Source organism: Ammoniphilus resinae (genome assembly GCF_017873965.1).
Classification (GTDB): Bacteria; Bacillota; Bacilli; order Aneurinibacillales; family RAOX-1; genus Ammoniphilus_A; species Ammoniphilus_A resinae.
Map to the genome: position 1 here is coordinate 26024 of NZ_JAGGKT010000018.1, position 15526 is coordinate 41549.

Below are 15526 nucleotides of genomic sequence, written 5' to 3' on the forward strand. Positions count from 1 at the left end.
CGTCAGTATTTTTGTGAAGGTGAGGGTCCTCCCTAGATCCTCAAACTTCTCTTTCATCCATCAAACTCTTATGTATCCAAATAGCTGCCCCAGAACCGTCGCCCATGGCAATGGTCACTTGTTCCGAATGGGCAACCACATCACCAGCAGCCCATACATGGCGTATATTTGTCATTTTGGTTCGAGGATGGACAACAATATGTTGATTTTCAAGAACTTCTACACCTAATTGTTTCGCAAGGGCCGACTTCACTTCGTTCCCCCCGAACGCAACAAAACCGCGTTCACCTGTAATTTCCTGCCCACTTTTCAAGATCACTCCTTGTAGGTAGGAATTTTCCTCCATGACCTTTTGAATGGCTTCGTTAACATATTGAATCCGATGAACGTGAAGTTCGTTTATGAGTTGTTCCGAGATTTCCGTCTGTTCATGATTGATGTAAACAAGATCGTTTGTCCAGTAAGAGAGAGTGAGGGCCATCTTGGCCCCTACATTTCCCGCACCCATGACTATCGTACGTTTATTCTTCACTTCATAGCCATCACAATCTGGACAAACGTAAACGCTAATTCCTAGACAATTTAGAAGCTCGGGAAAGGCGGGAATCCTGTCCATTACACCTGTTGCTAATAACAATCGCTTTGTTTCATATTGGAGGCCGGTTTTTACAGTGAGCAGAAATCCTTTGTCCATCTTTTTGGCACTGTCTACTATTTCCGATTGAAACTCAACTCCAATTTTTTCTGCTTGCCTTTTTCCAATCTGACGAAGGTCTTGCCCACTAATCCCATCTGGCCAACCTAATATATTATGATAGCTTTTACATAATGTTGAACGACCGTGATTTGAATCAATAACAAGAACTTTATGTTTATACCTCCCTAATTGGATAGCTGCCTGAAGACCAGCAATACCGCCACCTACAATAATGCAATCATATTGCACAGGCCAAAACCCCTTTCTTTGATCCTTTACATAGATAGGACTTTCACCCCTAATTTTCCCTCTTTATCTGAAAGTAGACCTGCATTGCCTTTAATCTTAAGGAAAACCAACTCAAAATTAAGATAAGGTAATTACTTCATATTTTGAGGCTAACTCAATAAATTGGGCCATTCCGCTGATTTTCCCAGCCACTAACTTCTCATTTAGCTTATAAAAGTCAACACATGTTTTACAAGCAAGAACGTCAACACCCTTTTCTTCCAGTTCTTTTAATTGGAGAGAAACAAGCGAACTTTCCGTTAATGTAAACACACCGCGGTTCATGCAAAAAACAGCTACAGGCAGTTCTTCTCTTTGCTTAAGAATAGTAAAGAAGGTTTCTAAGATTCCTTCTCCTAGTTCTCTTTCTCCTTTACCAAGCTGATCTGAAGCAAGTAAAATGACTTTGTTTTTCAATTTCTCCACCTCACTAATTTATTAATGCTATGTTACCATATTTAAACATAAATTAGAGAATCAGGAAATCTAGTCCGCGAAAGTGAAAAACGGATCCAGCTAATACTAAATGCTAAAGTAAAACCATGTAAAACAACAAAAAAGAAAAGCGTGATTCGGTATACGAATCGACGCTCGAAAAATAAAAAGGGCTTTTTCATTTTATTCCGTTGGCTTAAGAGGTTGGCTTTCGATAATTTTCTCAACTTCTTCATATCCTGGTGGAAAGGCGAAATTATACCTTGCAGGCAGAGCAAAAACATATTTTCTATTTCGTCCAAGTTCCCTCGGACCGATCGGCGCCGCACCAATATGGAATTTTTCCTGTTGCAAGCCTTCCCATTGCTGCAAGGTAAAGATCATGATCGGGATATCCTGCCGTGGATTTTCTTTCTTCCATTCAGGATGTCGAATAAGAAGCATCGGCCCCGTCTCACCCTGTGATTGATCCCCAATCGGTTCCCCTACCCATTTCTCGTTAACGATCTGATACCCTTCCCAACTTTTTGGGAGCGTAAAGGTAAAACCATATTCGCCATTTTTGTAGATGATGCTGTTGGCTTGCTCTGGTTCTTGCTCTTTTTCTTGTTCTTGCGTTGGCTTTTGCGGTTGCGAAGAACCCGATTCTTTAGCAGGTGGTTCCACCTGTGTCTGTGCTGGTGGTGGTTGAATGTCTTCCCCCTGTGTAGGTTTTTGATTCGTCTGCTGTGTACAGCCAACGATCAACCCAGTCATGATAATTAAGGGGAACATAAATCCTTTTTTCATGGTCTATCCCTCTTTTCTTTTGCTATTCCTTAGACGTAGTAAATCGTTTTAAGGTTGCATCATACAAGTTTCCGAAAATAACGGAAGTTTTTTCCGTTATTTCTTTTTTCTAAGTCAATTGAACCGGAATAGCGGAAAAGTTTTCCGCTATTCGTTTCTGTAATCGTTTACAAATCAGTTGCATAGATCCCTAACGGAAATATTTTCCGCTAATCAACCTTCATTTATTCGATCCCACATGATAGCGGAATTTTTTTCCGTTATGCCCTCGGACAATGACTCTCCTCAATATAAAAAGCCGCCCCATAAGGTCTCCGAACCAGACCCCACAGGACAGCTTTCTCGCAAATCTATCTACCTGTATACCAACCACTAAGTCAAAATCCGCTTCTCTCCTTCAATAGCCTGAATCGGCCCAATATCTTGCGTGAATTCAAGGGTTCCAAGGTAATTCTTGTTTTCATCGCGAACGGCAAAGTAGCGGATATACACGTAACGATCTCGGAATTTGATCCAGAAATCCTCTACATCTTTTTTACCAGATCTGAAGTCATCCAGTAAATCTTCGACCATGTGGACACTTTTTGGTGGGTGGCAATTTTGCACAGTGCGTCCGATGACGGCTTTGGTTCGGGCGAAGATTCGCTCTTTTCCTTGAGAGAAGTAGCGAACCACGTCCTCATGGTCGATGAAGGTGATATCTACTGGCAAGTGGTTCAGGATTAGCTCCAGTTGTTTCAAGGACAATACCCCAGTCTCAAACTTCACGAAACCGTCAGACATGATTTTTGCATCCAACTCTTTTCTTTCCGGTTTCCATTCGACTGTTGGGGCAGTGAGGCAAAAGCCGATTTCATCGCTTTCGGCGGCGATCTTTACCCACTCATCCTCGGTAAATTGACTCATTGCCATCGGGAATAGAATGGTCTCTTCCCGGTAAATCATTCCATATATCTCGTCCACCATATACTTTATCCGTTCCAGGATCGCCTGCTGGTACCCTTTATAATCCGTTAGGTTCCCTTTTAATGCTTTTATGGCGTCACGAATCATATCGTCCATTCTCCACATATTGGTGGATGGTCCATAAATTCCATACTTCTCCAAATAGGGGAAAATCAAATGTTCTTTGCGCATATAGTGTTTATCGATATCGAGCAAAAGATTACAATCCTCTAGCAATTTATAGACGTGTTCTTCCGAATCCTCCTCAATGAACTGTCCCACATGCGGTTTAAGCTTCGTCTGGATCAATTCATCCAAGGCTTTATTCTCTAATTTAAAAGTATGAACCGGATGCCCCGGTACGTCCTCTGGATTCAGTGGTTCTTCGATGTTTCCTTTTAAAATGGACATATGTGCATCAGATAATCGTTTCGTTTCACTTTCAGAAAAATCTCCAGCCTCCAAGATGTCACGTTGCATCTGAGAAATTTGCGCAACTTCCTCCACAGTGACTGTACCGATCTCTTGATCAAAACGGGCTTTTACCTGATCCACGTCTTCCCCATTGTATAAAGAACGAAAGATGTCAAGGATCTTCAGAAGGCGCTTTGAAACTTCCTCTGTATGCTGTTCACGGTTATTAATGATCTCACTCATGGCTCGTACCCCTATAATTTATTATAATTCGTCAAGTGCGAATGATAAGCTTTCTCATAGATAGGGTATCATGTCGTGAACATCTTGTTAGTGATGGGTGTCACATAAGAGGTGTTACATGCCTTCTTTATTTGCTAACCTCTTTTCCTCGTCTTATTCTTTCTGTAAAAATTCTATCAGCTCTTTGCTCGGTAACGGCTTACAAATATAAAAGCCTTGTGCCATATCACAATGATTCGCTTTGAGAAAATCCAATTGTTCCTTTGTCTCTACCCCTTCTGCGACGACTGTCATATTCAAGCTTTGTGCAGTGAAAATAATCGATTGCACAATCTTTGCTGTCTGTTCATGGCTGAGGACATCTTTTATAAATGAACGATCAATTTTCACCTTATCAAATGTGATCCTGCGCAAATAGTTTAAAGAGGAATACCCCGTACCAAAATCATCCAAAGCTAGTAAGATCCCCATCTCCTTTAACTCTGTTAACTTGGTTTCTGCTTCAGCCATATTGTACATGGCCACATTCTCTGTAATTTCCAGGCCCAAACGTTGAGGGTGAAAATTAGTTTCTTCAAGCACTTGCTTTATTTTGGGGATTAATTGATGATCCGAAAATTGCCGCGGAGATATATTGACACATAACTTTTCTGGTGCACATCCCACTTTCTCCCATGCTTTATAGTCTTTACAAGCCTTGCGCAAAACCCACTCCCCAATCGGGAGGACCATCCCTGTCTCTTCGGCAATCGGAATAAACTCACTAGGCATGATTCGTCCGTACAATGGATGTTCCCAACGCAATAATACCTCAACAGCCATGACGGCACCGGAAGAAATCTGAATTTTAGGTTGGTAGTATAATTCGAGTTCCCCTCTTTCCAGCGCCTTGCGAAGGCCGTTGGCAATCATCATGCGCCTTTGATTGGAATCCTCAATCCCCTGGGAATAGTATCTCCAATGGTTTTTCCCATTAAATTTTACGTCGTACATGGCCGCATCGGCATTTTTGATTAATGTTTGCGGATCACTTCCATGCTGTGGAAAAAGACTGATCCCAATGCTAGGGGTAATAAAAATCTCATTATTGTCAATCAAAAAAGGAAAACCAAGCGCATCAAGGATGCGTTCGGCGATTGGATCCACGTCCATTTTAGAGACATTTTGGATCAGGATGATAAACTCGTCCCCTCCTTGCCGGGCAACCAAATCCCCTTCTCTCAGACAACCGCGAAGCCTTTTAGCAACTTGTCTTAATAAATGATCTCCGATATTGTGTCCGAGCGTATCATTGACCATTTTAAACTGGTCCAAATCGATAAAGAGAATCGCCAGGCTCGTAGTCTCCGATACAGCCTGACGAATGGCTCGCTCCAGTTGGTCATGCAAAAACTTGCGATTGGCAAGCCCCGTCAGGTCATCATGGAAAGCACGGTATTTCATTTTCTCCTCGGTTAGTTTCCGTTCCGTAATATCGATAATGACCCCAATATATTTGTTTTGTTGATCTTCCTGCACATGATAAGGAATCCCCCAATCCTCCACCCAGCGAATTTCTCCATCAGGCCTAATAATCCGGTATTCATCAATGGTGATTTCCCCTTTTTGTTTTTTCTCTCTCCGCTTGAGGGCAATGGGCACATCATCTGGATACAAAGATTTGATCCAGAGATCCGGGTCTTGATAGAATTCCTCCGCAGGCTTGCCAAAGATGTTTTCAAATCCTTTGGAGAAATAAGCCGTGTGGTTCACTGTATCGATAATCCATATGGCGATATCAAGATGATTGGCAATATTAATCAAATCATCTGTACTAAGACTTATGCGTTGGTACATCATCATATCTCCCCGACTTTCAGTGTTATTGGTAATATCCCCTCGTTCATGGAACCAAATAACAAGCCGAATGAAAAAACTATTTTATAAATAGGGATGATTTCAGTTGAAGAATTAGGTATGATGAAAAGTAGGACAAAATAAACTTTTCAGAATAGTTAAGGAGGAACAAAACTATGGAGATGACATTAAGTCTGGCGAGAAAACTGATTGAAATCGGAAAGGAAAAAGCCACACAGGATTTTGGCCGTCCGATCTGTATTGCCATTGGGGATTCTTCGGGCGAATTGCTGACCTTTGACCGAATGGAAGGCTCTCCCGTGCGCAGTATCCAGATTTCCCAACAAAAGGCTTATACCGCGATTCGCATGGGAATTCCGACGGATATCTTTCTTCGCAGGCTAAAAGAGGACGGGCTGGAAATCAGTTATTACTGTGATTCGAAATTAACGGCACTCCCAGGCGGGCATCCGCTGAAAAATAAATCAGGCCAAGTTATCGGTTGCGTCGGAATTAGTGGCCTTGCGGCAAGTGAAGACCATGCGATCACCGAGTATATTGCCGGACTGATTGCTGAAGAGAGCCTGTAAGAAAAGTAGATAAAACTCGAAATCAAAATGACAATTAAAGGACTTCTCATAACAGTTATGTTATGAAGAAGTCCTTTGCTCTTTTGACTTTCCCACAAGGTTTAGTTATTGGTCTGAAGCTAATTTACCACGATCTGCCGCATACGGGGGCTGTTCTAGCCACCCTCTCTTAATGATAGTTTTTTGGATATCTTCAACATAGGCTGCGATCTTCGTTAACGATTGAGTATATAGGATGCCAATATCTCTTCTTCCATTTACTGCAACTGAATTTCCAAAAGCCCGTATTTTCATTGAAAACATATCCATTTTATGGTATAGCATAATCTTATCTGAAAAAGGAGATATGGTTGATGATGTGACTAAATCGTCAAGAAAAGTGGGTGCAGGCAAATTTTCATCATATAGCTTTTGCATATAGTTTTCCACATTGGTAGTTGTCATATCTCTGCCTCTTTCAAACAATTCCCTAACCTTTTTATCCTGTGCTACTTGGGCGAACGCCATAATGAGCGCTTTACTCGTTACATTATTTTCTATATTATCGTATAAATGGGTAATTTCCAATGCATGCATGGGTCGAACATGCCCAAAGAAACCATTAAGAAAATCATGTTGAACATATTCAACCTTGTCAGGAATTGGAATTAACGGTGGTTTAATGATGAGCCCTTTCCCCATTAAGATTTCTTTGATCTGCTCCATTAAATCAAGGGTTGAATCAATACAATATCTAAAAAAATCCTTAACATCTTTTCTAAATAATAATGGTAATCCAACACTATAAATACTCAAGCCTGCTTTTGCGGTATATTTGAGATAATGGACATAAAATTCATCTTGAAATAAGCGAGGAGCACTTAAATTTACGTCCTCGTCTGAAAATCCATGAGGTATTGGGAAGCTTTCTTTCGTAAAAATTTCTTCAATCGTTTTCATAAACTCTTGACTTAATTCTAATGCATTCTCTAATAAGGTTTTAATATCCTCATCCTCAACGTGCTGAAGATAATAGTTTAAAATGCGTATTGCCATGCTGTTTCCCATATAGGTAGCCCAAAGTTTGCCCATTTCTGCCGATGTTAGATTTTCCACAGTGTTTGTTTTATTGGAACTTATATTAATTGGTTTCATCCTTTTCCGAGCAACCTCTTTCTTTTTTTGTTAGTATTTTCCTCCCTTTCAAATCATATTCTCGTGTCTTTTTTTACTCTTGCAACTTTTTATTCCACCATCTGAAATGACCATAGAATAGAAAAAAGAGGAGCCAATCAGCTGTGTACGAATAACCAAGATTCCACCATTTCATGTGCTCCATAAAATGAGTGGTAATGGCAAGCCATTCGATAAAAATGGCTAAAAGCGTCCAATAAAAGATATGTCTTATGAGCTTAAACTTAGTCTTTCGTTTGGGGATCGTCTGTAGAAAAAGATAGGTAACCACAGGATATATTCCAAATTGTTGCATTAAGTGATATATATACGTTTGCATTTTGGTTCCATGTGGGTAGTCCCATAATGGATAATGCTCAGTAAACAGGAAATCAACAGCGGCGGAAAAGTATGTTGCTAATAGGCAAGTAGGGTAGAAGTATATAATCTTTTTCTTATCTGCAAAAACAAAAAAGCAAATCCAGGAAATTACAAATAAAGTCGTAGAAAAGGTCATTAGTTAACACCAAGTTTTTTTTATTTTTGATTATTATATCCATAAATTTACAGTTACTATCGTTTAGTTAAAATAAAATCGCACTTCCATACTTCATTTCAGTGTGATTCCCTTTTTTCTCCTCTACTGTCCGAATAAATAAAAAAAGCGTGATTCTATGGATGAATCAACGCTCAAAATGACCCTTCATCTGTAATTTTGCACCTTGCATTGAACACGTTAGATTGTTGTCTAACTCCTCTTTTTTTATTGACCCAATTGGTATACCTTGGAGAATTTCTCTTCGAAATATTGGATCAGGTAGTCTGCATTCAATTTCTCTCCGGACACCTTTTCGATAAGCTCTCCTGGTGTATAGATCTTTCCATATTGATGGATCTGCTCTCTTAGCCATTCCCGAATGGGAAGAAGATTGCCTTCCGTAAGCAGTTGGTGGAATCCCGGGATTTTTTGTTGGATCACATGATAAATTTGGGCGGAATACAAATTCCCTAGGGTATACGAAGGGAAATAACCAAATTCACCAAAAGACCAATGAATATCCTGCAGGACTCCTTCTGCGTTTGTTGGCGGTACGACACCTAAGTACTCTTTCATTTTGCTGTTCCAGATTTCCGGGAGATCCTTGGCATTTATTTCTCCCTGTATCATCGCTTTTTCCAATTCATAGCGGATCATGATATGCAGGTTATAGGTTAATTCATCAGCCTCTGTGCGAATCAAAGAAGGCTCTACGATATTGAGCGAGCGGTAGAAGTCTTCCAAGGAAACCTGCTGTAGTTGGGATGGAAAAGTCCTCTGCAAATCTGGGTACAAAGAAGACCAAAACTCTTTACTCCGGCCCACCATATTTTCTAAAAAGCGTGACTGGGATTCGTGGATCCCCATCGATGCACCATCCCGCAGGAAAGTTCCTTCAAGTTCCGGATCGATCCCCTGCTCATACAAAGCATGACCGGTTTCATGGATCACACTCAATACCGATGAACGAACATCGTCAATATAACGGGTCGTAATTCTCACGTCACGTAAGGAAATTCCCGTAGCAAACGGATGCGCACTCGCTCCCAGCACTCCGGCTTCCAGATTGAAGCCGAGCTTCGGCAGCAGATGAAAGCAGAATTCCTTTTGCTTTTGTTTATCAAATCCCTGCCCAAAAATATCTTCTCTCGGTTTATTGGGAGAAGTCTGAATACGTTGCAGTAGGGATAGGGTGCGGTCTTTCAAATTCGCGAACAGTGGATCCAATACCCTAACGGTATATCCCGGTTCGTACAGATCTAATAGGGCATCGTAGGGGTGTTCTTCATATCCATAACACTTTGTGAATTCCCGATTGATTTCAATTATCCGCTGCAATGTGGGTTCATAGAGCGAATAGTTGTCCGTCTTTTTTGCTTCGGCCCAGATGCTTTGCGCATTGGCAGTTAACACAACAAATTCACTGTACAATTTCTCCGGGATTTTTTTCGATTGTTCATAGGATCGCTTCGCTTCGCGCAGTGAGGCCATTGTTCGCAGGTCCCCATCTGCAGGGTTGGTGTCCTCTGTCAGAACCTGTAAGCACTCTCCCATTTCCTCAGAAGTTGTGATTCGAAACACCTCTGTAGATAACGTTCCCATAGCACTCGCCATGTAAGGGATCCCCTGTTTCGGCGCCCCCGTCTCCATATCCCACTGAACCAAGGCCAGGATACTTCGATAATGAGATAATTTCTCTTCGAGTTCTTTGAATTTACTCAGAGCCTGCTCTTTGTTCATGATTTCAAACTCCTTTAAACCTATTTTTTCCATTTTGGCACTTTGTGGGGAGATTATCAAGGGGGGTATCACGAGTTGGGAGCAATAGCGGAAAACTTTTCCGTTCTTCGTAAAACAGGGCGAGATTCTGATCAAATAAAGGAAAAAGTTTCCGCTAATTAGCATATTAACCGGCTTTCAAGCAAATTTAGGAGGGCTTAGCGGAAAAACTTTCCGTTATTTAGCACTTTTTCTGCTGATTCAAGATGATAGCGGAAAATTTTTCCTTTATATGCCCCCCACCATAACTGTCTACCTCGCCATCCAGCCTCCATCTACCACCATCAGATGTCCGTTCATGTAATTTGAGGCATCTGAGGCCAGGAAAACGACCGACCCTTTAAAATCGTCAGGAACTCCCCAACGTTCAGCTGGAATTCGCTCCAAGATCGCCTGGAATCTTTGCGGGTTGTTACGCAAAGCCTCCGTATTGTCCGTCGAGATATATCCTGGAGCAATGGCATTAACCTGAACGCCTTTGCTTGCCCATTCATTAGCTAGCGCTTTGGTTAATTGTCCAATCGCACCCTTACTAGCTGCGTATCCTGGAACCGTGATGCCACCTTGGAAACTTAAAAGAGATGCGGTAAAGATGATTTTCCCTGCGCCGCGTTCAACCATCTCCTTGCCGATTTCCCTGCTGAGGATAAATTGCGAATCAAGGTTCACATTCATCACTTGGTCCCAATATTCATCAGAATGTTCCGTAGCCGGTTGACGCAAGATGGTCCCAGCGTTATTCACGAGGATATCAATCCGTGAAAAATCGCTTTTTACCTGGCGGATGAAAGCATATAAAGCATCCCGATCAGAAAAATCACAGCTGTACCCTTTAAAATTACGGCCCAGAGCCCGTACCTCTTTTTCAACCTCACTTCCCTCGGTCTCTAGGGAAGCGCTCACCCCAATAATGTCAGCGCCTGCTTCCGCCAAGGCAAGAGCCATCGCTTTGCCAATTCCGCGTTTCGCCCCGGTAACGAGTGCTGTTTTTCCATCTAGTTTAAACAGATCAAGAACGCCCATCTTCTCTTCCCCCTTTTATTCATCAGCCGAACAGCGAAGCAAAATTTTCATTACTTTTCCTCCGCTTTCCATTTGTTTTAGTCCTTTTTCTAGATCCTCTAATGGATAAATATCTGTAATGATCTGGTCTAATGGCAGTTTTCCGCTGGCCGCCAAAGCAATCGCCTGGTCGAAATCTTCTCGCTCATAAACCCTGGCTCCCGCCAATTTTAATTCTCTCCAGAAAAAGCGGAAAAGATCGACTTTCACTGGTTCGCTGAAGATTGCGACAACAACAATCCGACCTCGGGTCCGCGGTAGCTGTGTCATCACTTCGGCCCCAACACTTGATGATGTCACCTCAAAGACAACATCCGCACCAGCTCCAGCGGTTTGCTGTTGCACATATGCCAAAAGATCCTGTTCTTTCGGATTGATAGTCTCCAAGCCTAATTCCTTCAGCAGTTCTAAGCGATATGGATTAATCTCAGAAACGAGAACCTTAGCCCCTGCTTCTCTCGCTACTAGGGCAATCAATGTGCCGATTGGCCCTCCTCCAAGAACGACGGCATACTCGCCAGCTTTTACTTCACCGATTCGCACATCGTGACAAGCAACAGCTAAAGGCTCAATCATTGCCCCGTGCTCCATGGACATTCCTTTCGGGAGTGGCAGGACAGTGAATGCTGGGACAGTCCAGTAGCTTTGAAAAGCACCCGGCGTTTCAATCCCGAGGAATTTTAGATTCTGGCAGATGTGATTATGTCCCGCATGACAGGCCGGGCAATCGCCACAAGGATCCAAAGGCATCACCGTTACCGGTTCGCCAACCGATACATGTGTGACACCCTCTCCGACAGCATGAACAACTCCTGACATTTCATGACCCAACGTTTGCGGGAACGTGACCCGTCTATCCATATGGCCTAAATACAGATGCAGATCTGTCCCGCAAATCCCGGCATACGAAACCGCAATTTGCACTTCCCCTGCTTTGGGTGCTACTGGTTGACATTCACCTATACGGATCGTTTTGTTTCCCTCATAAAATGTTGCTTTCATTTCTCCAACCCTCCCAAATTTAGCTTCTTTTAAAATGAAGTCTTAAACTCTTGCAAAAGGTCCCAACGGAATTCGACCCCGGTACCTGGTGTATCTGGTGCAACCGCCCTGCCATTCTCCAGCACGAGGGGTCTCGTCGTATACTTATCAATGGGGAAACTATGAACTTCCATATACGCGGCATGCGACATCGCGGACATGAGGCTGACATGAAGCTCCTGCATCCCGTGGGTGCAAACAGGCAAATTATGCGCATAGGCCAATTGGGCCACTTTCACCCAGCCAGTAATCCCTCCGATATTGGAAGCGTCCGGCTGTGGAAAATCCAGATGACCGCGGGAAATCATGTTTTGGAACTCATAAATCGTATGTAGATTCTCTCCCCCAGCAATGGCCAATCCGCCTTCTTGGGAAATTCTCCGATATCCCTCGTAGTCCTCTGGGATCGTTGGTTCTTCCAGCCATAACAGGTTATACGGTTCAAGCAGCTTCGCGGCTTTGATTGCGGTTTCGATGGTCCATTTCATATTGGCATCGACCATGAATACGACATCCGGTCCGATCAGGTTGCGGACTGCTGCAACCCGTTCGATATCTTCTTCAAGCCGTTCCTGCCCGAGCTTAATTTTCACCGCGCGGAAACCTTGATCAAGGTAACCCTGAATATTGTTTAACAGCTTGTCCATCGGGAAATTCAGATCAATGGCACCAGCATAGGCTTTCGTGCTGTTGTTTGCTCCCCCAAGAAGCTTCCAGAGCGGCTCTCCCGCTTTTTTCGCGCGCAAATCCCATAATGCAATATCGATGGCGGAAATCGCAAAGGATGCAATCCCACCCCTGCCGACATAATGAATCTTCCAGTTCATCTCTTCCCATAATTTTTCCACGCAACTCGCATCTTGTCCTAGCAGATATGGCTTCAAATCATATTCGATCATGTTGCAAATTGCCCTGCCGCCAATTCCGCCCGTATAGGTGTAACCTATCCCTTCGCTGCCATTTTCGAGGATGATTCTCACGATGGGAACTTCAAAATGTGTATGAATCCCGTGTTTCGCATCGCCCATTTGCTCAGGTAAAGGAATTCGGTAATACTCTGTGACAACGTTTACAATCTTTGTTGAATTCGACATTTGAAGGACTCCTTTTTTTACTAAACTTTACGATGTTGCTAAATTTTGAGACATCATTCCATTTTTATGGTAGCCGATTACCAATACTAACGTCAACTGTGGGACAAAAGTTTAAAGGATCATCCCTCACATGCTATAATTTGGTAAAGATGACTTGTTTCCATATAAAACCAAAGGAGGTTTGGAACCCGTTGAAAGATCTACAAGCAACGACGACCTTAAACAATGGAGTAAAAATGCCTTGGCTCGGATTAGGTGTATATCGTGCAAAAGAAGGAGAAGAAGTGATCTCCGCTATCCGTCATGCCGTTGAATACGGGTACAGAAGCATTGATACTGCCGCGTTGTATGAAAATGAAGAGGGGGTTGGCAAGGCTGTCCGTGAATCCAGCATCCCGCGTGAGGAGTTATTTATCACCAGCAAGGTTTGGAATACGGACCAAGGATATGATTCAACGCTTCAAGCTTTTGAACTAAGCCGCAAAAAACTGGGTCTTGATTATCTGGATCTGTATCTCGTCCATTGGCCTGTTACGGGAAAATACAAAGAAACCTGGAAAGCCCTGGAGAAAATCTACCAAGAGGGATGGGTCCGAGCAATTGGAGTAAGTAACTTCCAGGTTCACCATCTAAAAGATTTAATGGCCGATAGCGATCTGGTGCCTGCGATCAACCAGGTAGAATACCACCCGCACTTGACGCAAAAAGACTTACTTTCCTTCTGTAAGCAAAACGGAATCCAATTGGAAGCCTGGAGACCACTGATGAACGGAAAATTAGATTTGCCTCTGCTTAAAGAACTCAGTGAAAAATACAATAAGACAGCCGCGCAAATTGTCCTTCGCTGGGACCTGCAGCGCGGCGTGGTGACCATTCCAAAATCGGTTACACCACACCGGATCAAAGAAAACTCGGAGGTCTTCAATTTCACCCTATCTGATGAAGATTTAGAGAAAATTGATGCCTTAAACGAAAACCGAAGGTATGGTCCGGACCCCGATAACTTTTAATCCGGGAGCCGGGCAGATCTTGCCCGGCCTTCCACCTCATTTATTTCATCACATTACCAGCGACCATTTTTCACTTTGCCTTTCTAGGCGTTAAACATGTATTCTTTGTTGTCGAATATGCATGGGAGATATTGAAAATTGAAAGCTATTGAAATTGAATTTAGCGGAGTAAATAATATTGAGAGTGTTGACATCGTGGCTAAAAAGATTGCTGAGATGACGAGGGAACGTCGTTTCATGTGGTGCAGATCCTAGGTAAAATTGTATATCTGTATAAAGCAGAAAAGATGCAAGTCATTCGCACCACAGCCGTTCTTGGCTGGCGATGTGATATGCATGCTACAGGTTTAACCTATCTGAAATGAACCTAAGCTCCTCTTGTCAGTGCTGCCGGGAAAACCGCTAGAATATTAGGTATAGAGAAACTGCGAACCGCCCGGCGGGACAAACAGTAGGCCTTCAGGCGATTCCCTTCAATAGAGATCAATTTTAATTTGCGCTGGGTGATCTGTCCCAGACGGTCCTGATAGATGATTTCTACAAGCTGCTCCGTGTTTAGGTACCGATGCAGGTCATACATCATATTGTTCGCCTCCAATCTGAACACCTGTTCCCATTGTATGCGAACAAATTGTAAAATGCAAGCAGCTTTTCATCAATCATCCTCTTCCTTCGGGTCACTATTAAAATAACTAGGCTCTTCCGCATAACCCCACTCACCCGGGCTTATCTTTTCATTGTTATAACCAATACTTTTCAAAAAAGCATCGACATCAATTTCTGTTTCCAAATATAAATCTGTGTGTTCGGGCGTGATTTCCTGGAGGTTCACTTCCCCTCTCCAAATTTCAATGTTGCCCCACTGGTTCAATTTCCACGTAATCATTTTTCACCTCAAATAACAGACCCCGAAGGGTCTGTTTTTTTATGATCTATTACGCCTTCCGCACGTTGGTTGCTTGCGGACCGCGTTGGCCTTGCTCTACGTCAAAAGTAACAGCCTGGCCTTCGTCCAATGACTTGAACCCATCTCCCTGAATTGCCGAGAAGTGGACAAACACATCCTCTCCACCTTCCCGCTCAATAAACCCAAAACCTTTCTCACTGTTAAACCATTTTACTTTTCCGTGTTCCATTTCTTCCTCCTTAAAAACCAAACATGAAATTTTGCATATTTAAAACATGCTTTTGTATTATTACCAGAGATGAAAAAAGTAAACCTATCTCGATAAAATATCCCATGATTTACTAATGACGTGACAAGGCGGGATGTGTTACATTAGTTATGTCGCTGACAGATGTGAATGACAAATACATACCGTGCTAGATGGGGAGATGGCGGTGCCCTGTTACCCGCAATCCGCCTTAGCGGGATTGAATTCCCTTCGGCGGTACGGTTCATGTAAGGCCTGCCTTGTGTAAGAAGTGTTGACCATTGGGTCCTGTGCAATGGAAATCTGTGAATCTGGTCAGATCCGGAAGGAAGCAGCCATAAGCGGATCAAACCATGTGCCGCAGGAGTGCCTAATCGAGCTTCCTTACACAAGTAACGCTTGGATGTCCGTATCAACGATGGGTGCACGGTTTACATAAAGAACTCAAAAGCAGTGGCT

At 42.9% G+C, this 15526-nt stretch carries 16 protein-coding genes and 1 other RNA gene; 3 read left to right on the top strand and 14 right to left on the bottom strand.

Annotated elements, in window-relative coordinates; all coding sequences use genetic code 11:
* Nucleotides 1-40: 40 nt before the first annotated feature.
* From J2Z37_RS20775 to J2Z37_RS20795, 5 genes are all read right to left on the bottom strand, one after another.
* Nucleotides 41-946, bottom strand: coding sequence for an NAD(P)/FAD-dependent oxidoreductase (locus J2Z37_RS20775; protein ID WP_209812238.1), 906 nt, complete (start codon nt 944-946; stop codon nt 41-43).
* 117 nt (nt 947-1063) lie between these two features.
* Nucleotides 1064-1402: a DsrE family protein gene (locus J2Z37_RS20780; RefSeq protein WP_209812239.1), complete on the bottom strand. Its 339-nt coding sequence runs from the start codon at nt 1400-1402 to the stop codon at nt 1064-1066.
* 201 nt (nt 1403-1603) lie between these two features.
* Nucleotides 1604-2209 carry a hypothetical protein gene (locus J2Z37_RS20785; RefSeq protein ID WP_209812240.1) on the bottom strand — a complete coding sequence of 202 codons (606 nt, stop codon included), beginning with the start codon at nt 2207-2209 and terminating at the stop codon, nt 1604-1606.
* 372 nt (nt 2210-2581) lie between these two features.
* On the bottom strand, nt 2582-3811 hold the full coding sequence (locus J2Z37_RS20790; RefSeq protein ID WP_209812241.1) for a DUF438 domain-containing protein: 1230 nt from the start codon (nt 3809-3811) through the stop codon (nt 2582-2584).
* A gap of 153 nt (nt 3812-3964) precedes the next feature.
* Nucleotides 3965-5647 (bottom strand): putative bifunctional diguanylate cyclase/phosphodiesterase, encoded by a 1683-nt coding sequence (locus J2Z37_RS20795; RefSeq protein ID WP_209812242.1) that lies wholly within the window; start codon nt 5645-5647, stop codon nt 3965-3967.
* Between the two features lie 176 nt (nt 5648-5823).
* Here J2Z37_RS20795 and J2Z37_RS20800 point away from each other — a divergent pair, with 176 nt between their 5' ends.
* Entirely contained in the window at nt 5824-6237 is a 414-nt protein-coding gene (locus J2Z37_RS20800; RefSeq protein WP_209812243.1) for a GlcG/HbpS family heme-binding protein, read from the top strand.
* A gap of 105 nt (nt 6238-6342) precedes the next feature.
* Here the strand turns inward: J2Z37_RS20800 and J2Z37_RS20805 are convergent, their stop codons facing one another.
* From J2Z37_RS20805 to J2Z37_RS20830, 6 genes are all read right to left on the bottom strand, one after another.
* Entirely contained in the window at nt 6343-7371 is a 1029-nt protein-coding gene (locus J2Z37_RS20805; RefSeq protein ID WP_209812244.1) for a DUF3231 family protein, read from the bottom strand.
* Nucleotides 7372-7444: 73 nt separating this feature from the next.
* A complete protein-coding gene (locus tag J2Z37_RS25900) occupies nt 7445-7906 on the bottom strand; it encodes a CBO0543 family protein (RefSeq protein WP_280922247.1) in 462 nt (153 codons plus the stop codon).
* A 246-nt stretch (nt 7907-8152) separates the two neighbouring features.
* On the bottom strand, nt 8153-9667 hold the full coding sequence (locus J2Z37_RS20815; protein ID WP_209812246.1) for a carboxypeptidase M32: 1515 nt from the start codon (nt 9665-9667) through the stop codon (nt 8153-8155).
* Nucleotides 9668-9958: 291 nt separating this feature from the next.
* Nucleotides 9959-10729, bottom strand: a complete 771-nt coding sequence (locus J2Z37_RS20820; RefSeq protein ID WP_209812247.1) for an SDR family oxidoreductase — start codon at nt 10727-10729, stop codon at nt 9959-9961.
* 15 nt (nt 10730-10744) lie between these two features.
* Nucleotides 10745-11770 carry a zinc-dependent alcohol dehydrogenase gene (locus J2Z37_RS20825; protein ID WP_209812248.1) on the bottom strand — a complete coding sequence of 342 codons (1026 nt, stop codon included), beginning with the start codon at nt 11768-11770 and terminating at the stop codon, nt 10745-10747.
* Nucleotides 11771-11799: 29 nt separating this feature from the next.
* Nucleotides 11800-12903 (bottom strand): mandelate racemase/muconate lactonizing enzyme family protein, encoded by a 1104-nt coding sequence (locus J2Z37_RS20830; protein ID WP_209812249.1) that lies wholly within the window; start codon nt 12901-12903, stop codon nt 11800-11802.
* A gap of 236 nt (nt 12904-13139) precedes the next feature.
* Here J2Z37_RS20830 and J2Z37_RS20835 point away from each other — a divergent pair, with 236 nt between their 5' ends.
* Entirely contained in the window at nt 13140-13913 is a 774-nt protein-coding gene (locus J2Z37_RS20835; RefSeq protein WP_245204052.1) for an aldo/keto reductase, read from the top strand.
* Nucleotides 13914-14280: 367 nt separating this feature from the next.
* On the opposite strand, the gene J2Z37_RS20840 is transcribed toward J2Z37_RS20835, so the two are convergent.
* From J2Z37_RS20840 to J2Z37_RS20850, 3 genes are all read right to left on the bottom strand, one after another.
* The gene (locus J2Z37_RS20840) at nt 14281-14496 is read right to left on the bottom strand and encodes a WYL domain-containing protein (protein ID WP_209812251.1); all 216 of its coding nucleotides are present in this window, start codon (nt 14494-14496) and stop codon (nt 14281-14283) included.
* A 72-nt stretch (nt 14497-14568) separates the two neighbouring features.
* On the bottom strand, nt 14569-14799 hold the full coding sequence (locus J2Z37_RS20845; RefSeq protein ID WP_209812252.1) for a hypothetical protein: 231 nt from the start codon (nt 14797-14799) through the stop codon (nt 14569-14571).
* A 49-nt stretch (nt 14800-14848) separates the two neighbouring features.
* Complete coding sequence (locus J2Z37_RS20850) at nt 14849-15049, bottom strand: cold-shock protein (protein ID WP_209812253.1); 201 nt, start codon at nt 15047-15049, stop codon at nt 14849-14851.
* 182 nt (nt 15050-15231) lie between these two features.
* Between J2Z37_RS20850 and ffs the strand changes: the two genes are divergently transcribed.
* An RNA gene (ffs, locus tag J2Z37_RS20855) (signal recognition particle sRNA large type) lies at nt 15232-15497 on the top strand.
* Nucleotides 15498-15526 lie beyond the last annotated feature (29 nt).

Bases quoted from the DNA above. Each gene is read 5' to 3' on its own strand.
- J2Z37_RS20815 (WP_209812246.1), bottom strand. From the start codon at position 9,667: ATGAACAAAGAGCAGGCTCTGAGTAAATTCAAAGAACTCGAAGAGAAA.
- J2Z37_RS20845 (WP_209812252.1), bottom strand. From the start codon at position 14,799: ATGATTACGTGGAAATTGAACCAGTGGGGCAACATTGAAATTTGGAGA.
- J2Z37_RS20830 (WP_209812249.1), bottom strand. From the start codon at position 12,903: ATGTCGAATTCAACAAAGATTGTAAACGTTGTCACAGAGTATTACCGA.
- J2Z37_RS20785 (WP_209812240.1), bottom strand. From the start codon at position 2,209: ATGAAAAAAGGATTTATGTTCCCCTTAATTATCATGACTGGGTTGATC.
- J2Z37_RS20850 (WP_209812253.1), bottom strand. From the start codon at position 15,049: ATGGAACACGGAAAAGTAAAATGGTTTAACAGTGAGAAAGGTTTTGGG.
- J2Z37_RS25900 (WP_280922247.1), bottom strand. From the start codon at position 7,906: ATGACCTTTTCTACGACTTTATTTGTAATTTCCTGGATTTGCTTTTTT.
- J2Z37_RS20825 (WP_209812248.1), bottom strand. From the start codon at position 11,770: ATGAAAGCAACATTTTATGAGGGAAACAAAACGATCCGTATAGGTGAA.
- J2Z37_RS20840 (WP_209812251.1), bottom strand. From the start codon at position 14,496: ATGATGTATGACCTGCATCGGTACCTAAACACGGAGCAGCTTGTAGAA.
- J2Z37_RS20835 (WP_245204052.1), top strand. From the start codon at position 13,140: ATGCCTTGGCTCGGATTAGGTGTATATCGTGCAAAAGAAGGAGAAGAA.
- J2Z37_RS20790 (WP_209812241.1), bottom strand. From the start codon at position 3,811: ATGAGTGAGATCATTAATAACCGTGAACAGCATACAGAGGAAGTTTCA.
- J2Z37_RS20795 (WP_209812242.1), bottom strand. From the start codon at position 5,647: ATGTACCAACGCATAAGTCTTAGTACAGATGATTTGATTAATATTGCC.
- J2Z37_RS20800 (WP_209812243.1), top strand. From the start codon at position 5,824: ATGGAGATGACATTAAGTCTGGCGAGAAAACTGATTGAAATCGGAAAG.
- J2Z37_RS20820 (WP_209812247.1), bottom strand. From the start codon at position 10,729: ATGGGCGTTCTTGATCTGTTTAAACTAGATGGAAAAACAGCACTCGTT.
- J2Z37_RS20805 (WP_209812244.1), bottom strand. From the start codon at position 7,371: ATGAAACCAATTAATATAAGTTCCAATAAAACAAACACTGTGGAAAAT.